The organism is Atlantibacter sp. RC6, from assembly GCF_014193285.1.
GTDB lineage: Bacteria > Pseudomonadota > Gammaproteobacteria > Enterobacterales > Enterobacteriaceae > Atlantibacter.
In genome coordinates, this window is the sequence record NZ_JACHZE010000005.1 from 162,966 (window position 1) to 183,556 (window position 20,591).

Consider the following 20,591-nt stretch of genomic DNA (forward strand, 5'->3'; position numbering starts at 1 on the left):
ATCAGCTCCTTACTAGTACAGAGAGGTTGAGTTGGATTCGATGTGCTCTTTCGTGATGCGGCCATACATTTTCCAGTAGCACCATGCGGTGTACAGGAGAACAATGGGCACAAACACGATAGCGACATAGGTCATCACGGTCAGCGTCAGCTGGCTGGATGTCGCATCCCACATGGTCAGACTGGCGTTCATCATGATGCTGGACGGCATCACAAACGGGAACATAGCAATACCCGCCGTCAGAATCACGCAGGCAATCGTTAATGAAGAGAACACGAATGCCAGCGCGCCTTTCTCCGCACGGGACATCAGCACGGTCAGCAGCGGCAGCACCACGCCCAGCGTCGGGATAGCCCACAGAACCGGCGCGTTATTAAAGTTCACTAACCAGGCGCCAGCTTCACGAGTGACTTCTTTAGTCAGCGGGTTAGAGAATGCGTGATGATCGAGCGTTGAGGTCACGACATAACCGTCAATACCGAACATCACCCACACGCCAGCCAGCGCGAAGCACACCATCATCACCAGCGCGGCGACCTGCGCCGTTGCGCGGCTACGCAGGTGGATTTCACCCACGGTACGCATCTGCAGATAGGTTGCGCCCTGGGCGATGATCATCGACACGCTCACCACACCTGCCAGCAGACCAAACGGGTTGAGCAGCTGGAAGAAGTTACCGGTGTAGGTCAAACGCAGGTACTCATCCACGTTGAACGGTACGCCTTGCAGCAGGTTGCCGAAGGCAACGCCAATCACCAGCGGCGGAACAAAGCTACCGATGAAGATGCCCCAGTCCCACATGTTGCGCCAGCGGGTGTCTTCAATCTTGGAGCGGTAGTCAAAACCGACCGGACGGAAGAACAGCGACGCCAGTACCAGAATCATCGCCACATAGAAGCCGGAGAACGCAGCGGCGTACACCATCGGCCACGCCGCGAACAGCGCGCCGCCTGCGGTGATCAGCCACACCTGGTTACCGTCCCAGTGCGGGGCGATGGAGTTGATCATAATACGACGTTCGGTGTCGTTACGACCCAGGAAACGGGTCAGCATGCCGACCCCCATATCAAAACCGTCTGTCACGGCGAAGCCAATCAGCAGGACGCCAACCAGCAACCACCAGACAAAACGCAATACTTCATAATCGATCATTTGACGTCTCCTGTCTTAGCGTGCCGGTTGCGAGTCGACTACTGACTCTTCGTATTGACGTTGAGAACCCACATTTGATTGCTCAAAGTGATAGCGGCCGGTTTTCAGGCTGCTTGGGCCCAGGCGCGCAAATTTGAACATCAGATACAGTTCGGCCACCAGGAACAGGGTATACAGGCCGCAAATCAGCACCATTGAGAAGATGATGTCGCCCGCAGTCAGGGAGGAGTTAGCCACCGCCGTCGGCAGCACTTCACCTACCGCCCAGGGTTGACGGCCATACTCCGCCACAAACCAGCCGGATTCGATAGCAATCCACGGCAGCGGCAGGCCATACAGCGCCGCTTTAAGCACCCATTTCTTCTCGCCGATACGGTTGCGGATAACGGTCCAGAACGCCGCCGCGATGATGCCCAGCAGCAGGATGCCGCACGCCACCATGATACGGAACGCGAAGTACAGCGGAGCAACACGCGGGATAGAATCCTGGGTCGCCAGCTGGATTTGCTCTTCAGTCGCATCCGTGACGTTCGGGGTATAGCGTTTCAGCAGCAAGCCGTAGCCAAGGTCTTTCTTAACCGCGTTGAACTGGTCGCGAACGCCCTGATCGGTAGAACCGGCACGCAGCTCTTCCAGCAGTTGATAAGCCTTCATCCCGTTACGGATACGCTCTTCATGCTGAACCAGCAGATCTTTCAGGCCGATAACCGGGGTATCGACGGAACGCGTAGCGATAATGCCCAGCGCGTACGGGATCTGAATCGCGAAGTGGTTTTCCTGTTTATCCTGATCCGGAATACCAAACAGGGTAAAGGCGGCAGGCGCGGGTTGGGTTTCCCATTCCGCTTCAATGGCAGCCAGTTTGGTTTTCTGCACATCGCCCATTTCGTAGCCGGATTCGTCACCCAGTACGATAACGGACAGCACCGCAGCCATACCGAAGCTGGCGGCAATAGCAAAGGAGCGTTTAGCGAAAGCGATATCACGGCCTTTCAGCAGGTACCAGGCGCTGATGCCCAGCACAAACATCGCGCCGGCAACATAACCTGAGGCCACCGTGTGAACGAACTTCACCTGAGCAACCGGGTTAAGCACCAGTTCGGAGAAGCTGACCATCTCCATACGCATGGTTTCGAAGTTAAAGTCGGAAGCGATGGGGTTTTGCATCCAACCGTTCGCCACCAGAATCCACAGCGCGGAGAGGTTAGAGCCAAGTGCCACCAGCCAGGTTACCGCCATGTGCTGCACTTTGCTTAAACGATCCCAGCCGAAGAAGAACAAACCAACAAACGTAGATTCGAGGAAGAACGCCATCAGGCCTTCGATAGCCAGCGGCGCGCCAAAAATGTCGCCTACATAATGCGAATAGTAAGACCAGTTAGTCCCGAACTGGAACTCCATGGTCAAACCGGTAGCGACACCCAGAGCGAAGTTGATTGCAAACAACTTGCCCCAGAATTTGGTCATATCTTTATAGATTTGTTTGCCGGAAAGCACATAGACCGTTTCCATAATAGCCAGCAGGAACGCCATACCCAGCGTTAGCGGCACAAACAGAAAGTGATACATCGCGGTCAAGGCAAACTGTAAGCGCGACAGTTCGACTATATCTAACATCTTGACTCCTTGCTCTTTGCATGAAGACGTTGAACGCGGTTGCCGTTATCGGTCCCCAAACGCATGCCCCAATACAAATATTGCTTCCATAACATCACGATTCCCCCGGCACAATGTGACAGAGAAGCGAGTAAGGTTGCAAATACGTTAATAAGAAATACAAATTGATCCCGCAAATATACTACGCCGCAATTCCCTTACAATAAACAGGTTTTTGCATAGTGTTATTTGCATTTTTCGACGGTGATCAATTTATAGCGAAAATGAGTTAGAAGCGCTAGATTGATTTGGCGCAAATTTACAAAATTATCGTGATATGACCGCGCGTTAAGCATTGATCTCACTCAATTTATGACATTCATGTTAATTATGTTTCACACGAGAAACCTTGGTGATCATATTGTTAATTATTTGTGGCACCCCTGGCAGGTGAGTTAATTGCCAGCAATAATTGGCAGGAAAGAGGCGGTAGGGACCCGAACAGGTAAAATTAAATAGAGGGAAATAGAAAGAGTGTTAAATACATCACGAAATTTTATTTAAACGCCGTTTTTATTGGTTATTCATAACAACAGGTTCACTTTATTATCATTTAATTAACAATTAACTTTTATATAAAAAATTGACGCCTGTTGGTTTCCCTTCAGGCGTCGTGATTTATTCAGGACTGCGCGGTTATTGTCATTTTAAACGTTCGCGACTGACCAGGTTTTAACTCCCCGGTTGTGGCAGATTGACACTGACGATGCGGGTACACCGTTTCCTGCATGTCCGTTTCCTGCCATTGCGCAACGGGTACCGTAAACGCGAGCCGCCCTTCACAGGTTTCATCGTGGGATGGGTTGTAAACGCGCACGATCAGCGCCTCATCATCTTCCGCTTTTTTCAGTACACTCAACTGGCACTCGACCGGCGACATGGTCATCAGCGAATAATGCCGTGGCGTGGTGAACGGCACGCTGTTTAGCTTCATCGCGTTCCACGGGATTTTGTTATAGCACTGCACCGGCGTTAGCCAGGCGCGGGCCTGCTGCGCAACGCCTGCTCCGGCCGCCGTCCCGGTATAGCTGAACAGGCTAAAGCGGCAATGCAGTTTGCCACGCATTTGCGAGTCAGGAACCGGCAGCTTAATGCCGGAAGGCCGCCCAGGACGCAGCAATAAATCCTCTTTACCCAGCAGCCCGACCGCGCGCAACAGCGTCAACGCAAAGGTCTTTTGCCGCTCGCCGATGATTTCCACTTCCCGCAGCCCTTCGCTAAACAGCGCCATCCCCTGGCGTTGTGATTCCAGCGCGCAGTAATTAAGGAAATTCCACACCGGCACCGGCGCTTCTTTCCAGCCTTCCTGCTGCCAGGTTGCCATCGCGCTATCCTCAACGGGCCGCTGGATCGCGCCGAACTGGGTGTCGCACAGTACGTTTTCGCAGTGAAACGGCGTCGGGATCAGTACCCGCAGGCGGTGGTCGTCGGCCTGATTATCAATGATCATTTCCACATCCACCCGCCGCTGATGGTGCGCCAGGGTAATGCGGCACTCCGCGTCGATGCGCCCGGTGGCTTCACGGCGCGCACGCTCGGCCAGATCCTGGGGCACTGCCATCGTTAAACGCAGCACCGCCGTGCTCTGCCAGGCCTCGTGGATCACCTCAACCTGATGTTCACCCTCAGATGAGCAGACAATCCACTCCTCACGCGCCGGGGAATAGTCGTATTCATCGCCATCATCGGAACCGTCCTCCAGCGTCAGCACCCGGTCATAAACCAGACCGGTTTGCTTATCCCGCATTTTCAAGGTGCCGTCAGGATTGATATCGATGCGCCAGAAGCCATTTTCCAGCAAGGCATCGGTACAGGCCGGCAACGCTTTTTGCTGCCCTTTCTCTGGGATGACATCCAGTGTCAGATAGCCCATGGCCGGCAATACCTGGCACAACTGGATGTCGTACTCCATAAACGGCTCGTAATTGCCGTAATGGACAATTTGCCGGTCCACCAGCCCCGGGTCGATTTCCCGGGCATCACGGATGAAATACTCCACCGGGTTGCCCGCGCTGTCCCGCAGCGCAAACTGTGCGGCACGAATTCGCAGCGTGGTATTAATCACTTCCTGGCGCGGATACGGCATCAGGTTAAACAACGTGAGCTTGTCGCCCTGCCCTTCTGGCATGGCATCGACAATTTTGCGCTGGGTAAAACGCAGCAGGTTATCCGCCATATCTTCGGCCAGCGCAAAACGCGCCATGATCTCCCGGTGCACGTTATCGCTACAGCAGCAGCCGATACTGTCATGGGCGTGATTTTTTAAGATCTCCTTCCACATTTTCTCCAGCAGGCCATGGTGGTAATCAAAACCCAGGCTCCAGGCGATAGCTTTCAGCGGCTCCAGCAGATTGACGATTTTGTTCTCAATGCGCGCATGGGCAATTTTAATATCCATCCGCGTTGAGCCAATGGTGCGGTGCACGCGCATATATTTGCCGTCGATAAACTCGCCCTTGAGCGTATCGAGCCGTTCACGCTGCTGTTCAATCTGCTCAAACACCGTTTCAAAACGGCTCATCACAAATTCGCGTTGCGGGTAAATCTCGCGCAGTTTCGCGATCACATTAAAAATATTTTGCTGGAGCGGCATCTGGTCGTGGCCGTTCGGCAGCAGGATTTCTTTGGTCAGCGAGGCCTTTTCCAGCACCTCAAAATAGTTGTCGAGCCGTTTACGTAAACCCGCTTCGTCATCAGGCAGATATTTGCCGATGGCGTAACCCAGCGGCAGCACCTGGGCCACCACTTCGCTGCCCTCCCCGCTTTGCCATAAAAACTCGGTTTTATCACTGCCGTGGCGCTCCGAGCAGCCGCGCCAGAACATGGCGCGGGTAATGCCAAAGCCGTTAAAGATATGCGGTAGCTGGCCCGACATGCCAAACGAATCCGGCAGGTAACCAATCATCATCGGCTCGCCAAATTCCCGACAATCACGCAGGCCATACATCAGGTTACGGACAATCGACTCCCCCGCTACGATGGTGGTGTCGGTCTGGGTATACCAGGGGCCGATAATTAACCTTCCCGCCGCGACCAGCGCTTTGACCCGCTGGCGGTTTTCCGGCTTCACGGCGAAATAGTCTTCGAGGATCGCCGTCTGGCCGTCGAGCACGTAGAACGGATACTCCGGGTCCTGCTCCAGCCGGGCGAGGATCTCCTCCATATTGTTGACCAGCAAAATACGCGACTCTTCGGTGGTAAAATACCACTCGCGATCCCAGTGCATATGGGGAGTAATGTGAACACGCGATACCGCTTTCATCGGGGTTTCCTTTTATTCAGTCTCAGCACAGACGTCATACTTGCCATGCTTCACCGCATGACGACGCCAGAGCAATAAAATGGTGGTAGAAATTGCCGTGCCGACCAGCGCCGCGCCAAACCAGCCCGCTGCCGCGACCACGCCGCCAAATCCGCCGTCGTGCAGTAAAAACAGCGAGAAAATCCCCGCGCCTGGGGTCGACAAACCGATATGCATTGCCCCCACAATGGCACCGGTCGCCATCGACCCCAGCACGAAGGAACCAATGACCCGTAACGGATCTTCAATCGCCATCGGGATCGCCCCTTCGGTGATCCCCGCCAGCCCCAGCAGCCAGGTGGATTTCCCGGTTTCAATTTCAAATTGCTTAAACAGACGCGGCGCGATCAGCGTTGAGGCGGTCACCGTGAAGGCCGACACCATTTTTACCGATGCGAAAATGGCGTAGGGACCAAACACGCCATTCGCCATCGCACCCAGGCAGAACGCGTAGGAGGCTTTGTTCACCGGTCCGCCCAGGTCAAAGGAGCACATAAAACCGATAATCGCCCCGAGCAGTAGCGCGTTGGTGCCTGACAGCCCGTTAAGCCACTGGGTCAGCCCGTTATTTAGCCAGGCCACTGGCCCGCCGATCACAAACAGCATCAGGCTGCCCGCCACTAACGTGCCAATCACCGGATAAAGGTAAAAAGTCAGGAAGCCGTTGAACTGGCTGGAGAGGCGGATATGGCGCTTCACCCAGCGCATCAGGTAACCGGCGATCAGCCCCCCTGCCACGCCGCCGAGGAAACCCGCGCCGATCATGTTGGCAGCCAGCCCTGCTGCAAAGCCGGGCGCTAACGCCGGTTTATCCGCCAGGGAATACGCAGTGTATGCCGCCAGTACCGGCACCATCAGCGTGCCGAGCATCCCACCGCCCAGCTTGCGGTACATCCACAGCCACGAGTTCTCTAAATCAAACAGATGTTGTAAACCGAAGATCTGCGCCAGCAGCACCGCCACCGCCAGCACCGTCCCGCCCGCCACAATCAAGGGTACGGCATAAGAAATACCGCTCAGCAGCGCCTGCTTAAGCTCCGCTTTCACGCCGCGCGCGGCGGGTTCTGTGGATGCGGGGCGTTGTTTCGTTGAAACCGGCTCCAGCGCCAGCGCCTGCTGGAGCAGTTCCGGCGCACGGCGGATTGGCTCGGCGACCGGCACGGATAAACACGGCAGATGCGCAAAGCGTTCGGCTTCTTTAACCGCCACTTCGGCGGCAAAAATGCAGGCGCGGGCATCACGCAGCTGTTCCGGCGTCAACCGCCCCTCAATGCCATTTGCCCCCTGGGTTTCCACATGGACGTTGATGCCCATCTGGCGTCCGGCTTTTTCCAGATACTCCGCCGCCATAAAGGTATGGGCGATGCCCGCCGGGCAGGCGGTAACGCAGACGATGGTCGGCTTCTGTTGCGCCGGCTGCGGCGCAGCGGGTGGCTGTTCTGGCTGGGCATTCAGTAGCGCAAACACCTGCTCCGGGCAGGTTGCCGCCAGCAATTGCTCGCGCACCGCGTCATCCACCAGCCGCGAGGTGAGTTCGGTCAGCAGTTGAATATGCGTCGACCCCGCCTCCTGAGGCGGAATGGCCAGCAGGATAATCAGGTTCACCTGCTCATCGCCGTCAACCCCCTGCCAGGCCAGCGGCTGCGCCAGCGTCGCCAGCGCGAAGCTGGCTGAGGCGACCGCCGCCGATTTACCGTGCGGCACCGCCAGTCCTTCACCTAACGCCGTTGGGCCCTGCGCCTCACGCGCCAGCACATCAGCCAAAAACAGATCCACATCCTGCAATTTTCCCTGCTGCATCAGGCTCTCTGCCAGCTTCCGTAACGCCTGGTCGCGATCGGCAAAGGTTTGGCGGAGTAAAACGCAGTCAGGATGGGTTAACGCGGTCAGGTCCATACGTCCTCGCTCAGATTGACTCGCGGCGTCAGTTGCCGCATGGGTCTATCCTGACAGAATTAATAATACCTTTATGTGATCACTTTCAATTTTAGCAATATTTGTATTGTATTTGTATTGTTTACTATCCCCCGCATTCTGCCAGAATCGTTAAATCGTGTGGGAATAGTATTAAACGGGGGTTGGAATGGCGCAGAAGCCGAAGTATCGCCAGATCGCGGATGCGATTGGTCAGCAGATCGAACAGGGGCTGTTAAAGCCTGGCGACGCGCTGCCCACCGAATCGGCATTGCAGGCGCAGTTTGGCGTCAGCCGGGTGACGGTGCGCCAGGCGCTGAAACAGCTTACCGAGCAGAATGTGGTTGAGAGCATCCAGGGCAGCGGGACCTATGTGAAGGAGGAGCGGGTCAATTACGATATTTACCAGCTCACCAGCTTTTACGAGAAACTGGCCGACCGGAACGTTGAAACCCACAGCGAGGTATTAACCTTCGAAGTGATTAACCCGGACCCGCACCTCGCCGGGCAGTTGAATCTGACCGAAAGCGACAAGGTGTGGCACGTTAAGCGGCTGCGGTTTATTAAGCAAAAAGCGGTCACGCTGGAGGAGACCTGGATGCCGCTGGCGCTATTCCCGGATCTCACCTGGGAAGTGATGGAGAAATCGAAATATCACTATATCGAAGCGGTGAAAAAGCGCGTGATCGACCGCAGCGAACAGGAGATCCTGGCGGTGATGCCGACGCCGGAAGTGGCGAAAGCCCTGAATCTCGATCCGGCGCGTCCGACGCTGGAGAAAATCTCGCGCGGTTTTTTAAAAGACGGCAAGGTGTTTGAATACAGCCGGAATATCTTTAAGAGCGACGACTATAAATTCACTCTGGTCGCCCGGCGACGCCATTAAAAAAGGCCACCCCAGGGTGGCCAACCATGTCGAAAAGTACTTATTATTCTACAAATTTCCCCGCCGAAACGGGGAAATGAGGGTGCTTTACAGAATCGACTTCAGCGCGTCGCCGATGTCAGCCAGGCTGCGCACGGTTTTCACGCCCGCGGCTTCCAGCGCAGCGAACTTCTCATCCGCTGTACCTTTCCCACCGGCAATGATCGCGCCCGCGTGGCCCATACGCTTGCCTTTCGGCGCAGTGACGCCTGCGATATAGCCGACAACCGGTTTGGTCACGTGATCTTTGATGTAGGCAGCCGCTTCTTCTTCCGCGCTTCCGCCGATCTCGCCGATCATCACAATCGCTTCGGTCTGCGGATCTTCCTGGAACAGTTTCAGGATATCGATGAAGTTAGAGCCTGGAATCGGGTCGCCGCCGATGCCCACACAGGTGGACTGGCCGAAGCCGTAATCGGTGGTCTGTTTAACCGCTTCATAGGTCAGGGTGCCGGAACGGGACACGATGCCCACTTTGCCCGGCTTGTGAATGTGGCCCGGCATGATGCCGATTTTGCATTCGCCCGGCGTGATCACGCCCGGACAGTTCGGCCCGATCATGCGCACGCCCGCTTCATCCAGCTTCACTTTCACGGTCAGCATATCCAGCGTCGGGATGCCTTCGGTGATGGTGATAATCAGCTTGATGCCTGCATCAATCGCTTCCAGGATGGAATCTTTACAGAACGGCGCCGGAACGTAGATCACAGAGGCGGTTGCGCCCGTGGCTTCGACCGCTTCACGCACGGTGTTGAACACCGGCAGGCCGAGGTGGGTGGTGCCGCCTTTACCTGGGGTCACGCCGCCAACCATCTGGGTGCCGTAAGCAATCGCCTGCTCGGAGTGGAAAGTCCCCTGGCTGCCGGTAAAGCCCTGGCAGATCACCTTGGTGTTTTTATCGATTAAAACAGACATTATTTCCCCTCCACTGCGGCAACAACCTGCTGAGCTGCATCCGTCAGACTTTTCGCTGCAATAATATTCAGGCCGCTGTCAGCCAGACGCTGTGCGCCCAGCTCGGCATTGTTCCCTTCCAGACGAACCACCACCGGCACATTGACGCCCACTTCTTCTACCGCGCCGATAATACCGTCGGCGATAAGGTCGCAACGGACGATACCGCCGAAAATGTTCACCAGAACGGCTTTCACTTTCTCATCAGACAGGATGATTTTGAACGCTTCGGTGACGCGCTCTTTGGTCGCGCCGCCGCCGACGTCGAGGAAGTTCGCCGGTTCGCCGCCGTGCAATTTAACGATGTCCATGGTGCCCATCGCCAGGCCTGCGCCGTTAACCATGCAACCGATGTTGCCATCCAGCGCCACGTAGTTCAGTTCCCACTGCGCAGCGTGCGCTTCGCGGGCGTCTTCCTGGCTGTGGTCGCGCATTTCACGCAGATCCGGCTGGCGGAACAGCGCGTTGCCGTCCGCGCCCAGTTTGCCGTCGAGGCACACCAGATCGCCCTGCTTAGTGATCACCAGCGGGTTGATTTCGATCAGCGCCAGGTCGCGCTCAAGGAAAATGTTCGCCAGGCCCATAAAGATCTTGGTGAACTGCTGAATTTGTTTGCCTTCCAGACCCAGTTTGAACGCCAGTTCGCGTCCCTGATACGGCATCGGGCCGGTCAGCGGATCGAGCGGCATTTTGTGGATCAGGTGCGGGGTTTTCTCCGCTACAGTTTCGATTTCCACGCCGCCTTCGGTGGAAGCCATGAACACCACGCGACGGGTGCTGCGGTCAACAACCGCGCCCAGATACAGCTCTTTATCGATATCGGTCGCGGCTTCAACCAGGATCTGGTTAACCGGCTGGCCGTTAGCGTCTGTTTGGTAGGTCACCAGGCGTTTGCCCAGCCACTGCTCGGCAAACGCGCGAATTTCTTCTTTGCTGTTTACCACTTTTACGCCGCCCGCTTTACCGCGGCCGCCAGCGTGCACCTGGCATTTCACTACCCACGGGCCTGCGCCGATTTTGGACGCTGCCTCTTCTGCTTCACGCGGGGTATTACAGGCGTAACCCACCGGTGCCGGTAAGCCAGATCTGGCAAACAGTTGTTTCGCCTGATATTCGTGTAAGTTCATGTGTTCTATCCATCCTTCAGGTAAACCTGTCGCTGAATCTACGTTCAACCACAGGGCAGGTGATGTTTATCAGCCCGCCAGCAACACCAGCGGGCCTTATGCATTGGCTCTACACGTCTAACAGCAGACGGGTCGGATCTTCCAGCAGCTCTTTAATCGCCACCAGGAAGCCCACGGACTCGCGGCCATCGATCAGGCGGTGATCGTAAGAGAGCGCCAGGTACATCATCGGCAGGATCTCAACTTTACCGTCAACCGCCATCGGGCGATCTTTAATGGCGTGCATGCCAAGGATCGCGCTCTGCGGCGGGTTGATGATCGGGGTAGACATCAGCGAACCGAACACGCCACCGTTGGTGATGGTGAAGTTACCGCCGGTCAGGTCTTCCACGGTCAGTTTGCCGTCGCGCCCTTTCACCGCCAGTTCCTTGATGCGTTTTTCGATGTCCGCCATGCCCAGCGCGTCCACGTCACGCAGTACCGGGGTCACCAGGCCGCGCGGCGTGGAAACCGCCATGCTGACGTCAAAGTAGTTGTGATACACCACGTCATCGCCGTCGATAGAGGCGTTCACTTCCGGGTAGCGTTTCAGCGCTTCCACTACCGCTTTCACGTAGAAGGACATGAAGCCCAGGCGGATGCCGTGACGTTTTTCAAACGCGTCGCCGTACTGCTTACGCAGATCCATGATCGGCTTCATGTTCACTTCGTTAAAGGTGGTGAGCATGGCAGTGGAGTTTTTGGCTTCCAGCAGACGCTCGGCCACACGTTTACGCAGGCGGGTCATCGGCACGCGTTTTTCAGAGCGGCCAGCCAGTTGCGGCTGAGGCTGTTGCTGCGCGCTGGCAGCCGGTTCAGCGGCTTTCGGCGCGTCAGCTTTACCGGCTTTCGCCAGGTGTTTTTCCACGTCTTCACGGGTCAGACGGCCACCGACGCCGGTGCCTTTGATGTCGCTGGCTTCCAGCGAGTGCTCGGCCAGCAGGCGACGGATCGCCGGGCTGAGCGCATCGTTATTTTGTTCTTCGAGCGAGGCCTGCTGACGCTGGGCCGGTGTCGATTCCTTCGCTTCTGCTTTCGCGCCGCTCTCTTTACCTGCGCTGTTACCTTCACGCAGGCGACCCAGGATCTGGCGAGAGGTCACGGTGGTGCCCTCTTCTTCCAGTACTGTGTCCAGAATGCCGTCCGCCGATGCCGGAACTTCCAGAACCACTTTGTCAGTTTCGATTTCTACCAGAACCTCGTCGCGGGTTACCGCATCACCCGGTTTTTTATGCCAGGTGGCGACAGTTGCATCGGCAACGGATTCAGGCAGGTCAGGGACAAGAATATCTACGCTACTCATTATTTATCCTTTAATTAATCGACGTTCAGCGCGTCATTGACCAGATCTTGCTGCTGCTTCTGGTGAACGGACATATATCCTACCGCCGGAGAGGCGGAGGCCGGGCGGCCTGCGTAACGCAGTGCAGAACCAAACGGAATCACTTCGCGGAAATGGTGCTGGCTGCAATACCAGGCGCCCTGGTTTAATGGCTCTTCCTGACACCAGACAAAATCATGTACATGCGCGTAAGGCTTCAATACTTCCTGAACCGCCTGGCTCGGGAAAGGATAAAGCTGTTCGATACGCACAATGGCGACATCTTTCTGATCGTTCTTACGGCGCTGTTCCAGTAAGTCGTAATAGACTTTACCTGAACAGAGCACCACGCGTTTGACTGCTTTCGGGTCCAGCTCGTCAATTTCGCCAATTGCCGGCTGGAACGCGCCGTTGGCCAGTTCGTCAAGCGACGATACCGCCAGCGGGTGACGCAGCAGGGATTTCGGCGACATCACCACCAGCGGACGGCGCATACCGCGCAGCGCCTGGCGACGCAGCATGTGGTACACCTGGGCCGGGGTAGACGGGACGCAGACCTGCATGTTTTGTTCAGCGCACAATTGCAGATAACGCTCCAGACGCGCGGAGGAGTGCTCCGGACCCTGGCCTTCGTAACCGTGCGGCAGCAGCATCACCAGGCCGCACATACGGCCCCATTTTTGCTCGCCGGAGGAGATGAACTGGTCGATCACCACCTGCGCGCCGTTGGCGAAGTCGCCGAACTGGGCTTCCCAGATGGTCAGCGTGCGCGGTTCTGCGGTAGCGTAACCGTATTCAAACGCCAGCACCGCTTCTTCAGAAAGCACCGAGTCCCAGACACGGAACGGGCCCTGGCCGTTATGCACGTGCGACAGCGGGGTCCAGGTGGAACCGTTGGTCTGGTTGTGGATCACCGCGTGGCGGTGGAAGAAGGTGCCGCGACCTGAGTCTTCACCGGACAGGCGAATCGGAATGCCTTCGTCAACCAAGGTCGCGTAGGCCAGAGTTTCCGCCCCGCCCCAGTCGAACGGTTTTTCACCGTTAGCCATCAGCTGGCGGTCGCTGTAGATTTTCGCCACGCGTGACTGCATTTCAATGGTGTCCGGCACAGTGCTGATGCGTTTTGCCAGCTCCTGCAAACGCTTCATTTCCACTTTGTTCGGGTACGCTTCATCCCACTCATGGTTCAGGTACGGCGACCAGGTAAAAGAATGCATGTTCATCGGACGCCACTCTTTCACCACGCACTCGCCGGCATCCAGCGCATCGCGATAAAGGTTGACCATCTCGGTCGCATCTTCCAGCGTCGCGACTTTTTCCTGCTCCAGCTTGTCAGCGTAGATTTTGCGCGGCGTCGGGTGCTTTTTGATTTTCTGGTACATCAGCGGCTGGGTTGCGCTCGGCTCGTCGGCTTCGTTATGGCCGTGACGGCGGTAGCACACCAGGTCGATAAACACATCGCGTTTGAAGGTATTACGGAAATCCAGCGCCAGACGGGTAACGAAAGCCACGGCTTCCGGGTCATCCGCGTTAACGTGGAAAATCGGCGCCTGCACCATCTTGCCGATGTCGGTGCAATACGGGGTAGAACGCGCGTCCAGCGGGTTGGACGTGGTAAAGCCCACCTGGTTGTTGATCACAATGCGAACGGTACCGCCCACTTCGTAACCGCGCGCTTTGGACATGTTCAGGGTTTCCTGAACCACGCCCTGACCGGTCACCGCGGCGTCGCCGTGAATGGTGATCGGCAGTACTTTGTTGCTGCTCGGCTCGTCCAGACGATCCAGACGGGCGCGTACCGAACCGATGACAACAGGGCTAACGATTTCCAGGTGCGACGGGTTAAACGCCAGCGCCAGGTGTACCAGGCCGCCTTCGGTTTCGATATCCGACGAGAAGCCCATGTGGTACTTCACGTCGCCGGTGCCGAGGTGTTCTTTGTGTTTGCCCGCGAACTCATCAAACAGGTCCTGCGGTTTTTTACCCAGCACGTTAACCAGCACGTTAAGACGACCGCGGTGCGCCATACCCAGCACCACTTCACGCGTGCCGCTGTTGCCCGCGTGGCGAATCATCTCTTTCAGCATCGGGATCAGCGCGTCGCCGCCTTCCAGCGAGAAGCGTTTCGCCCCCGGGAATTTCGCGCCCAGGTAGCGCTCAAGGCCTTCGGCTGCGGTCAGTTCGCTCAGGAAGCGCTTCTTCTCTTCGGCTTTAAAGCTGGCGTGGCCAATCACGGATTCGATGCGCTGCTGGATCCAACGCTTCTCTTCCGTTGACGTAATATGCATATACTCCGCGCCAATTGAGCCGCCGTAGGTCTGTTTCAGGGCGTCGATCAAATCGGCGAGCTTCATGGTCTCTTTACCGCCAGCAAAAGAGCCGACGTTAAAGGTTTCCTGTAAATCCGCTTCGCTCAGATTATGGAAAGCAGGCTCCAGGTCCGCCACACGTTCTTGCTGCCACAATCCCAGTGGATCGAGGTTGGCGTGTTGATGGCCTCTGAAACGCCAGGCGTTAATCAGCTGCAGGACTTTGACCTGTTTCGCGCCGGCGTCAGGGTCGGCGACTGAGGAGGTATAACGTGAGGCATCCTTCGCCAGACGGCGGAAATAATCACGTGTTTTGGAATGGAATTGATCCGGTTTAGCCCCGGTGCCAGGCAGTTGCTGGAACATGGAGCGCCAGTGGGCGTCCACTGAATCAGGATCGGTTAAGAAGTCTTCATAGAGCTGTTCTATCCAACTTTGGTTTGCACCAGAGAGATAAGAAGAGTCCAGCCAGGCTTTCATTGCGCCGTTCTGCATCGTGATCCCTTAAGCATCTTATGCTTATTTCGCCATGGATAACTACAACGTACTTAGGGAGTACGTAGTACCAGGGTTCACTTTTTGGGCTCTTGGTGGCCCGGTAAGGAACCTTTAAAAACTGTCAACGCGGCAGTTTTTAAAGGTTTCCTGCACGGGCGGAAAGCTTAGCGCTAACCGCCCAATTTGCCCGGTAAACACCGCTTACCGGGCGGGTGTTGTTACGCGCTGCGTTGCAACAGCATGGTCTTGATATGACCGATCGCTTTGGTCGGGTTCAGCCCTTTCGGGCAGACACTGACGCAATTCATAATGCTGTGGCAGCGGAATACGCTGAAAGCATCGCTCAGATTATCCAGACGGTTAGCGGTTTCGGTATCGCGGCTGTCAATCAGGAAGCGATACGCGGCAAGCAGGCCTGCCGGGCCGATAAACTTATCCGGGTTCCACCAGAACGATGGGCAGGACGTGGAGCAACAAGCGCACAGAATACACTCGTAGAGTCCATCCAGTTTTTCGCGCTGATCCGGCGTCTGCAAATGTTCGCGAGCGGGTGGATTTTGTCCATTATTCAACAAGTAAGGCTTAATCTTCTCATATTGAGTATAGAATTGCCCCATGTCTACCACCAAATCACGCACCACCGGCAAACCCGGCAGGGGACGGATCACAATCTTCTGTTTTCCGTTACCCAGCGCGGAGATCGGCGTGATGCACGCCAGACCGTTTTTGCCGTTCATGTTCAGACCATCAGAACCGCATACCCCTTCACGGCAGGAGCGGCGGAACGCAAGCGTCGGATCTTTTTCTTTCAGTTGGATAAGCGCATCCAGCAGCATCATGTCGCGCCCTTCTTCCCCTTCCAGGGTGTAATCCTGCATACGCGGCGCGTCGTCTACATCCGGGTTGTAGCGGTAAATGGAAAATTCAAGTTTCATCTGCCTGTCTCCGCGATTAGTAGGAACGCACTTTCGGCGGGAACGCCGGGCGCAGTTTCGGTTCCATATTGACGCTACGGCGCGTCATGGATTCCGTCTCTGGCAAGTACAAGCTGTGGCACAACCAGTTTTCATCATCACGCTCTGGATAATCGAAACGGCTGTGCGCGCCACGGCTCTCGGTGCGGAAATTCGCAGATACCGCTGTCGCATACGCGGTTTCCATCAGGTTATCCAGCTCCAGGCACTCAACGCGCTGGGTGTTGAATTCGCTGGACGTGTCATCCAGACGGGCGTTTTGCAGACGTTCGCGGATCGCTTTCAACTGCTCCAGGCCTTTCGCCATAGCATCCCCTTCGCGGAATACCGAGAAGTTATGCTGCATACACTCCTGAAGCGCTTTACGGATCACCACCGGGTCTTCACCACTGCGGTTGTTGTTCCAGCGGTTCAGACGCGTCAGGGAGGCGTCGATGTCAGAGTCGCTGGCATCGCGCAGCGCGCCCTGCTCGGCGATGGATTCCTGCAAATGCAGGCCCGCCGCGCGGCCAAACACCACCAGGTCCAGCAACGAGTTGCCGCCCAGGCGGTTAGCGCCGTGTACCGATACGCAGGCGATTTCGCCGACCGCGAACAGGCCCGGGATCACCACATCTTCGCCCTGCGCGTTAACGGTCAGCGCCTGGCCGGTCACTTTGGTCGGAATACCGCCCATCATGTAGTGGCAGGTCGGGATAACCGGGATCGGCTCTTTAACCGGGTCGACGTGCGCAAAGGTGCGCGACAGTTCCAGAATGCCCGGCAGACGGGATTCCAGTACCTCTTTACCCAGGTGGTCGAGTTTCAGTTTGGCGTGTGGGCCCCATGGACCATCGCAGCCGCGGCCTTCACGGATTTCAATCATGATGGAACGCGCCACCACATCACGGCCCGCCAGGTCTTTGGCGTTCGGCGCATAACGCTCCATAAAGCGTTCGCCATGTTTGTTCAGCAGGTAGCCGCCTTCACCACGGCAGCCTTCGGTCACCAGAACCCCCGCGCCCGCGATGCCGGTCGGGTGGAACTGCCACATTTCCATATCCTGCACCGGCACGCCTGCGCGCAACGCCATGCCAACGCCGTCGCCGGTATTGATGTGAGCGTTAGTGGTGGACTGATAAATACGACCTGCGCCGCCGGTCGCCAGCACGGTGGCGCGGGCTTTGAAGTAAACCACTTCGCCGGTTTCGATACACAGGGCGGTACAACCCACTACCGCGCCATCCTGGTTTTTCACCAGGTCCAGCGCATACCATTCGGAGAAAATAGTGGTGTGGTTTTTCAGGTTCTGCTGATACAGGGTGTGCAACAGCGCGTGACCGGTACGGTCAGCCGCCGCTGCGGTACGTGCCGCCTGCTCGCCGCCGAAGTTTTTCGACTGGCCGCCAAACGGACGTTGATAAATACGGCCATCGTCCAGGCGGGAGAATGGCAGGCCCATATGCTCCAGCTCAAGAATCGCTTCCGGGCCAGTCTTACACATATATTCGATCGCGTCCTGGTCGCCGATATAGTCGGAACCTTTGACGGTATCGTACATGTGCCATTCCCAGTTATCTTCATGGGTGTTGCCGAGCGCAACGGTAATGCCGCCCTGCGCGGAGACGGTGTGCGATCGGGTCGGGAAAACTTTGGAGAGCAGCGCACAGGTCTGGCCGCTCTGGGAAATTTGCAGCGCCGCGCGCATACCTGCGCCGCCAGCACCAATCACAACTGCATCAAATTCTCTGACTGGCAAATTCATTAGACACCCCACACCACAACGAATCCATAAATAACGTAAACCAACAAGGCGACCACAATCGCCAGCTGCAACAGCATGCGCAGCGCCAGAGGTTTAACGTAGTCGGTCAACACCTGCCACATGCCAATCCAGGCATGGATCAAGACTGAAAACAGCGCCAGCAGGGTGAACACTTTGGTGAAAGCGGAAGAGAAAAAGCCGGTCCAGATCTCCCAGGTCAGGTCGCCGGTTACGGCGAAGAACCCGATCATGTAGATGATATACAGCGTCAGGACGATGGCAGTCGCACGAACCAGAATGAAGTCATGTACGCCATTGCGTCCCAATGCGGAGGCGTTGCTTACCATACGAGAACTCCTGCGAGAAGTGAAAGCACGACAGTAATGATGAAAGAAATGTTTGCGGTACGCTTACCGGTCTCGAATGTCTCTTCCAGGTAGCCGACATCCATCAGCATGTGGCGAATGCCGCCGACGACGTGATACGCCAGCGCGGTGAGAATGCCCCACATGATGAATTTAACAAAAAAGCTATCCATGATGGCTGATGCCGTCTGGAAGCCTTCCACAGAGGAGAGCGAGACGCCCAGCAACCAGAGCAGAATGCCGACAGCCACGAATGTGATCACGCCGGATACGCGATGGAGGATGGAAGCGATTGCGGTAACAGGAAACCGGATCGTTCGCAGATCCAGGTTAACAGGTCTTTGTTTTTTCGCGTTTTTTATCATGAATAGCGCCCACATGCTGTTCTTATTATTCCTTCCTCCGGGTCTGCAGGCGGGTCAGACAGCGTGCCTTTCTATAACTCTGCGTCATGCAAAAACATCAACTTCCTGTTTTAAAACGACGGGTTACTACGCTGGGTGGCTCTCGGTGCAGGGGTTTCCGGAGACCTGGCGGCAGTATAGGTTGTTCACAAAATCATTACAATTAACCTACATACAGTTTGTCGGGTTTTAGTCGAAACAGTGACCATGATCACGATACAAACATTATTTTAAATTTTAATCATCTGATTTGACAAATATTAAACAAAATTGTTACAACCATCACCGAAGAAGTCATATAATTCGCAAAAGTTATGAGGTCATACTTTCACCTGAGAATAAGTTATGTAACAGTGATCAGTATTGACCGGAGTAATTTAGCCAGGTATTAGTGATATATAGAATTTATGAATACTGACCGCTAACTTCCTGATTTACTGTAAATTCGCCCTGGACTGAACCGTTGTCTGCAAGCCGCTGAGCGCTCTGTACCCTGGTTTCTCCCTCTGAAACAGAGCTGTGCGCCATACAACAAACCGACAACATGACGGTCAGGGATGAAGGTAATGAGGTTGAGTAGCGGTCTTAAGCAATAAGGCGCTAAGGAGACCGTAAATGGCTGACAAAAAAGCGAACATCACCTATAACGGTGACGCTGCTATTGAACTGGATGTGCTAAAAGGCACACTCGGTCAGGATGTAATTGATATCCGTAGTCTTGGTTCTAAAGGTGTTTTCACGTACGACCCGGGTTTTACCTCCACCGCATCTTGCGAATCCAAAATCACTTTTATTGATGGTGACGAAGGTATCCTGCTGCATCGCGGTTTCCCGATTGACCAGTTAGCCACCGATTCCACCTATCTTGAAGTCTGCTACATCCTACTGTACGGCGAAAAACCGACCCAGCAAGAGTACCAGGAATTCAAAACCACCGTGACCCGCCACACCATGATCCATGAGCAGATCACCCGTCTGTTCCATGCGTTCCGTCGCGATTCCCATCCGATGGCGGTAATGTGCGGTATCACCGGCGCGCTGGCGGCGTTCTACCACGATTCTCTGGACGTGAATAACCCGCGTCACCGCGAAATCGCGGCGTTCCGTCTGCTGTCGAAAATGCCGACCATGGCGGCGATGTGTTACAAGTATTCGATCGGCCAGCCTTTCGTTTACCCGCGCAACGACCTCTCCTACGCCGGCAATTTCCTTAACATGATGTTCTCCACGCCGTGCGAGCCTTACGAGGTGAACCCGGTGCTTGAGCGCGCCATGGACCGTATCCTGATCCTGCACGCCGACCACGAGCAGAACGCGTCGACCTCAACCGTGCGTACCGCTGGCTCGTCGGGCGCTAACCCGTTTGCCTGTATCGCTGCGGGTATCGCATCCCTGTGGGGACCGGCGCACGGCGGCGCAAACGAAGCTGCGCTGAAGATGCTGGAAGAGATCAGCTCCGTGAAACACATCCCGGAATTCATCCGCCGCGCCAAAGACAAAAACGATTCGTTCCGTCTGATGGGCTTCGGTCACCGTGTCTACAAGAACTATGACCCGCGCGCAACCGTGATGCGTGAAACCTGCCACGAAGTGCTGAAAGAGCTGGGCACCAAAGACGATCTGCTGGAAGTGGCGATGGAGCTTGAGCATATCGCGCTCAACGACCCGTACTTCATCGAACGTAAGCTGTACCCGAACGTCGATTTCTACTCCGGCATCATCCTGAAAGCTATGGGCATTCCGTCCTCCATGTTTACCGTGATCTTCGCGATGGCGCGTACCGTGGGTTGGATTGCGCACTGGAACGAGATGCATGACGACGGCATTAAAATTGCCCGTCCGCGTCAGCTTTATACCGGCTACACCCAACGCGATTTCAAATCCGATTTGGAAAAACGTTAATTCTTG

At 55.8% G+C, this 20,591-nt stretch carries 14 protein-coding genes; 2 read left to right on the plus strand and 12 right to left on the minus strand.

Annotated features, from left to right (window positions below):
- Positions 1–12: 12 nt before the first annotated feature.
- The 4 genes from cydB to mngA all read right to left on the minus strand — a co-directional run bounded on the left by cydB (position 13) and on the right by mngA (position 8,005).
- Positions 13–1,152 carry a cytochrome d ubiquinol oxidase subunit II gene (gene cydB, locus FHW74_RS13375; protein ID WP_183170903.1) on the minus strand — a complete coding sequence of 380 codons (1,140 nt, stop codon included), beginning with the start codon at positions 1,150–1,152 and terminating at the stop codon, positions 13–15.
- A 15-nt stretch (positions 1,153–1,167) separates the two neighbouring features.
- Positions 1,168–2,769 carry a cytochrome ubiquinol oxidase subunit I gene (gene cydA / locus FHW74_RS13380; RefSeq protein ID WP_183170904.1) on the minus strand — a complete coding sequence of 534 codons (1,602 nt, stop codon included), beginning with the start codon at positions 2,767–2,769 and terminating at the stop codon, positions 1,168–1,170.
- Between the two features lie 661 nt (positions 2,770–3,430).
- Entirely contained in the window at positions 3,431–6,070 is a 2,640-nt protein-coding gene (mngB, locus tag FHW74_RS13385; RefSeq protein WP_183170905.1) for a mannosylglycerate hydrolase, read from the minus strand.
- 12 nt (positions 6,071–6,082) lie between these two features.
- Entirely contained in the window at positions 6,083–8,005 is a 1,923-nt protein-coding gene (gene mngA, locus FHW74_RS13390) for a PTS 2-O-a-mannosyl-D-glycerate transporter subunit IIABC (protein WP_183170906.1), read from the minus strand.
- Between the two features lie 187 nt (positions 8,006–8,192).
- Between mngA and FHW74_RS13395 the strand changes: the two genes are divergently transcribed.
- Entirely contained in the window at positions 8,193–8,909 is a 717-nt protein-coding gene (locus FHW74_RS13395) for a GntR family transcriptional regulator (protein ID WP_183170907.1), read from the plus strand.
- An 87-nt stretch (positions 8,910–8,996) separates the two neighbouring features.
- On the opposite strand, the gene sucD is transcribed toward FHW74_RS13395, so the two are convergent.
- From sucD to sdhC, 8 genes are all read right to left on the minus strand, one after another.
- Complete coding sequence (gene sucD / locus FHW74_RS13400) at positions 8,997–9,863, minus strand: succinate--CoA ligase subunit alpha (protein WP_002435969.1); 867 nt, start codon at positions 9,861–9,863, stop codon at positions 8,997–8,999.
- The gene (sucC, locus tag FHW74_RS13405) at positions 9,863–11,029 is read right to left on the minus strand and encodes an ADP-forming succinate--CoA ligase subunit beta (protein WP_125294508.1); all 1,167 of its coding nucleotides are present in this window, start codon (positions 11,027–11,029) and stop codon (positions 9,863–9,865) included. The genes sucD and sucC overlap by 1 nt, the downstream gene beginning before the upstream one ends.
- 109 nt (positions 11,030–11,138) lie before the next feature.
- On the minus strand, positions 11,139–12,371 hold the full coding sequence (gene odhB / locus FHW74_RS13410; protein ID WP_183170908.1) for a 2-oxoglutarate dehydrogenase complex dihydrolipoyllysine-residue succinyltransferase: 1,233 nt from the start codon (positions 12,369–12,371) through the stop codon (positions 11,139–11,141).
- A 14-nt stretch (positions 12,372–12,385) separates the two neighbouring features.
- The gene (gene sucA, locus FHW74_RS13415; protein WP_183170909.1) at positions 12,386–15,193 is read right to left on the minus strand and encodes a 2-oxoglutarate dehydrogenase E1 component; all 2,808 of its coding nucleotides are present in this window, start codon (positions 15,191–15,193) and stop codon (positions 12,386–12,388) included.
- Between the two features lie 221 nt (positions 15,194–15,414).
- Entirely contained in the window at positions 15,415–16,131 is a 717-nt protein-coding gene (locus tag FHW74_RS13420; RefSeq protein WP_183170910.1) for a succinate dehydrogenase iron-sulfur subunit, read from the minus strand.
- A gap of 16 nt (positions 16,132–16,147) precedes the next feature.
- Positions 16,148–17,914 carry a succinate dehydrogenase flavoprotein subunit gene (sdhA, locus tag FHW74_RS13425; protein WP_183170911.1) on the minus strand — a complete coding sequence of 589 codons (1,767 nt, stop codon included), beginning with the start codon at positions 17,912–17,914 and terminating at the stop codon, positions 16,148–16,150.
- Entirely contained in the window at positions 17,914–18,261 is a 348-nt protein-coding gene (sdhD, locus tag FHW74_RS13430) for a succinate dehydrogenase membrane anchor subunit (RefSeq protein ID WP_183170912.1), read from the minus strand. The genes sdhA and sdhD overlap by 1 nt, the downstream gene beginning before the upstream one ends.
- Complete coding sequence (sdhC, locus tag FHW74_RS13435; protein WP_183170913.1) at positions 18,255–18,659, minus strand: succinate dehydrogenase cytochrome b556 subunit; 405 nt, start codon at positions 18,657–18,659, stop codon at positions 18,255–18,257. Before sdhC ends, sdhD begins: the two co-directional genes overlap by 7 nt.
- Before the next feature lie 639 nt (positions 18,660–19,298).
- Between sdhC and FHW74_RS13440 the strand changes: the two genes are divergently transcribed.
- A complete protein-coding gene (locus FHW74_RS13440) occupies positions 19,299–20,585 on the plus strand; it encodes a citrate synthase (RefSeq protein WP_183170914.1) in 1,287 nt (428 codons plus the stop codon).
- Positions 20,586–20,591: the final 6 nt, after the last annotated feature.

Coding starts and splice junctions, on each gene's coding strand:
- sucA (WP_183170909.1), bottom strand. CDS start 15,193: ATGCAGAACGGCGCAATGAAAGCCTGGCTGGACTCTTCTTATCTCTCT.
- sdhC (WP_183170913.1), bottom strand. CDS start 18,659: ATGTGGGCGCTATTCATGATAAAAAACGCGAAAAAACAAAGACCTGTT.
- mngA (WP_183170906.1), bottom strand. CDS start 8,005: ATGGACCTGACCGCGTTAACCCATCCTGACTGCGTTTTACTCCGCCAA.
- mngB (WP_183170905.1), bottom strand. CDS start 6,070: ATGAAAGCGGTATCGCGTGTTCACATTACTCCCCATATGCACTGGGAT.
- cydA (WP_183170904.1), bottom strand. CDS start 2,769: ATGTTAGATATAGTCGAACTGTCGCGCTTACAGTTTGCCTTGACCGCG.
- sucC (WP_125294508.1), bottom strand. CDS start 11,029: ATGAACTTACACGAATATCAGGCGAAACAACTGTTTGCCAGATCTGGC.
- FHW74_RS13420 (WP_183170910.1), bottom strand. CDS start 16,131: ATGAAACTTGAATTTTCCATTTACCGCTACAACCCGGATGTAGACGAC.
- odhB (WP_183170908.1), bottom strand. CDS start 12,371: ATGAGTAGCGTAGATATTCTTGTCCCTGACCTGCCTGAATCCGTTGCC.
- FHW74_RS13395 (WP_183170907.1), top strand. CDS start 8,193: ATGGCGCAGAAGCCGAAGTATCGCCAGATCGCGGATGCGATTGGTCAG.
- sdhA (WP_183170911.1), bottom strand. CDS start 17,914: ATGAATTTGCCAGTCAGAGAATTTGATGCAGTTGTGATTGGTGCTGGC.
- FHW74_RS13440 (WP_183170914.1), top strand. CDS start 19,299: ATGGCTGACAAAAAAGCGAACATCACCTATAACGGTGACGCTGCTATT.
- sucD (WP_002435969.1), bottom strand. CDS start 9,863: ATGTCTGTTTTAATCGATAAAAACACCAAGGTGATCTGCCAGGGCTTT.
- sdhD (WP_183170912.1), bottom strand. CDS start 18,261: ATGGTAAGCAACGCCTCCGCATTGGGACGCAATGGCGTACATGACTTC.
- cydB (WP_183170903.1), bottom strand. CDS start 1,152: ATGATCGATTATGAAGTATTGCGTTTTGTCTGGTGGTTGCTGGTTGGC.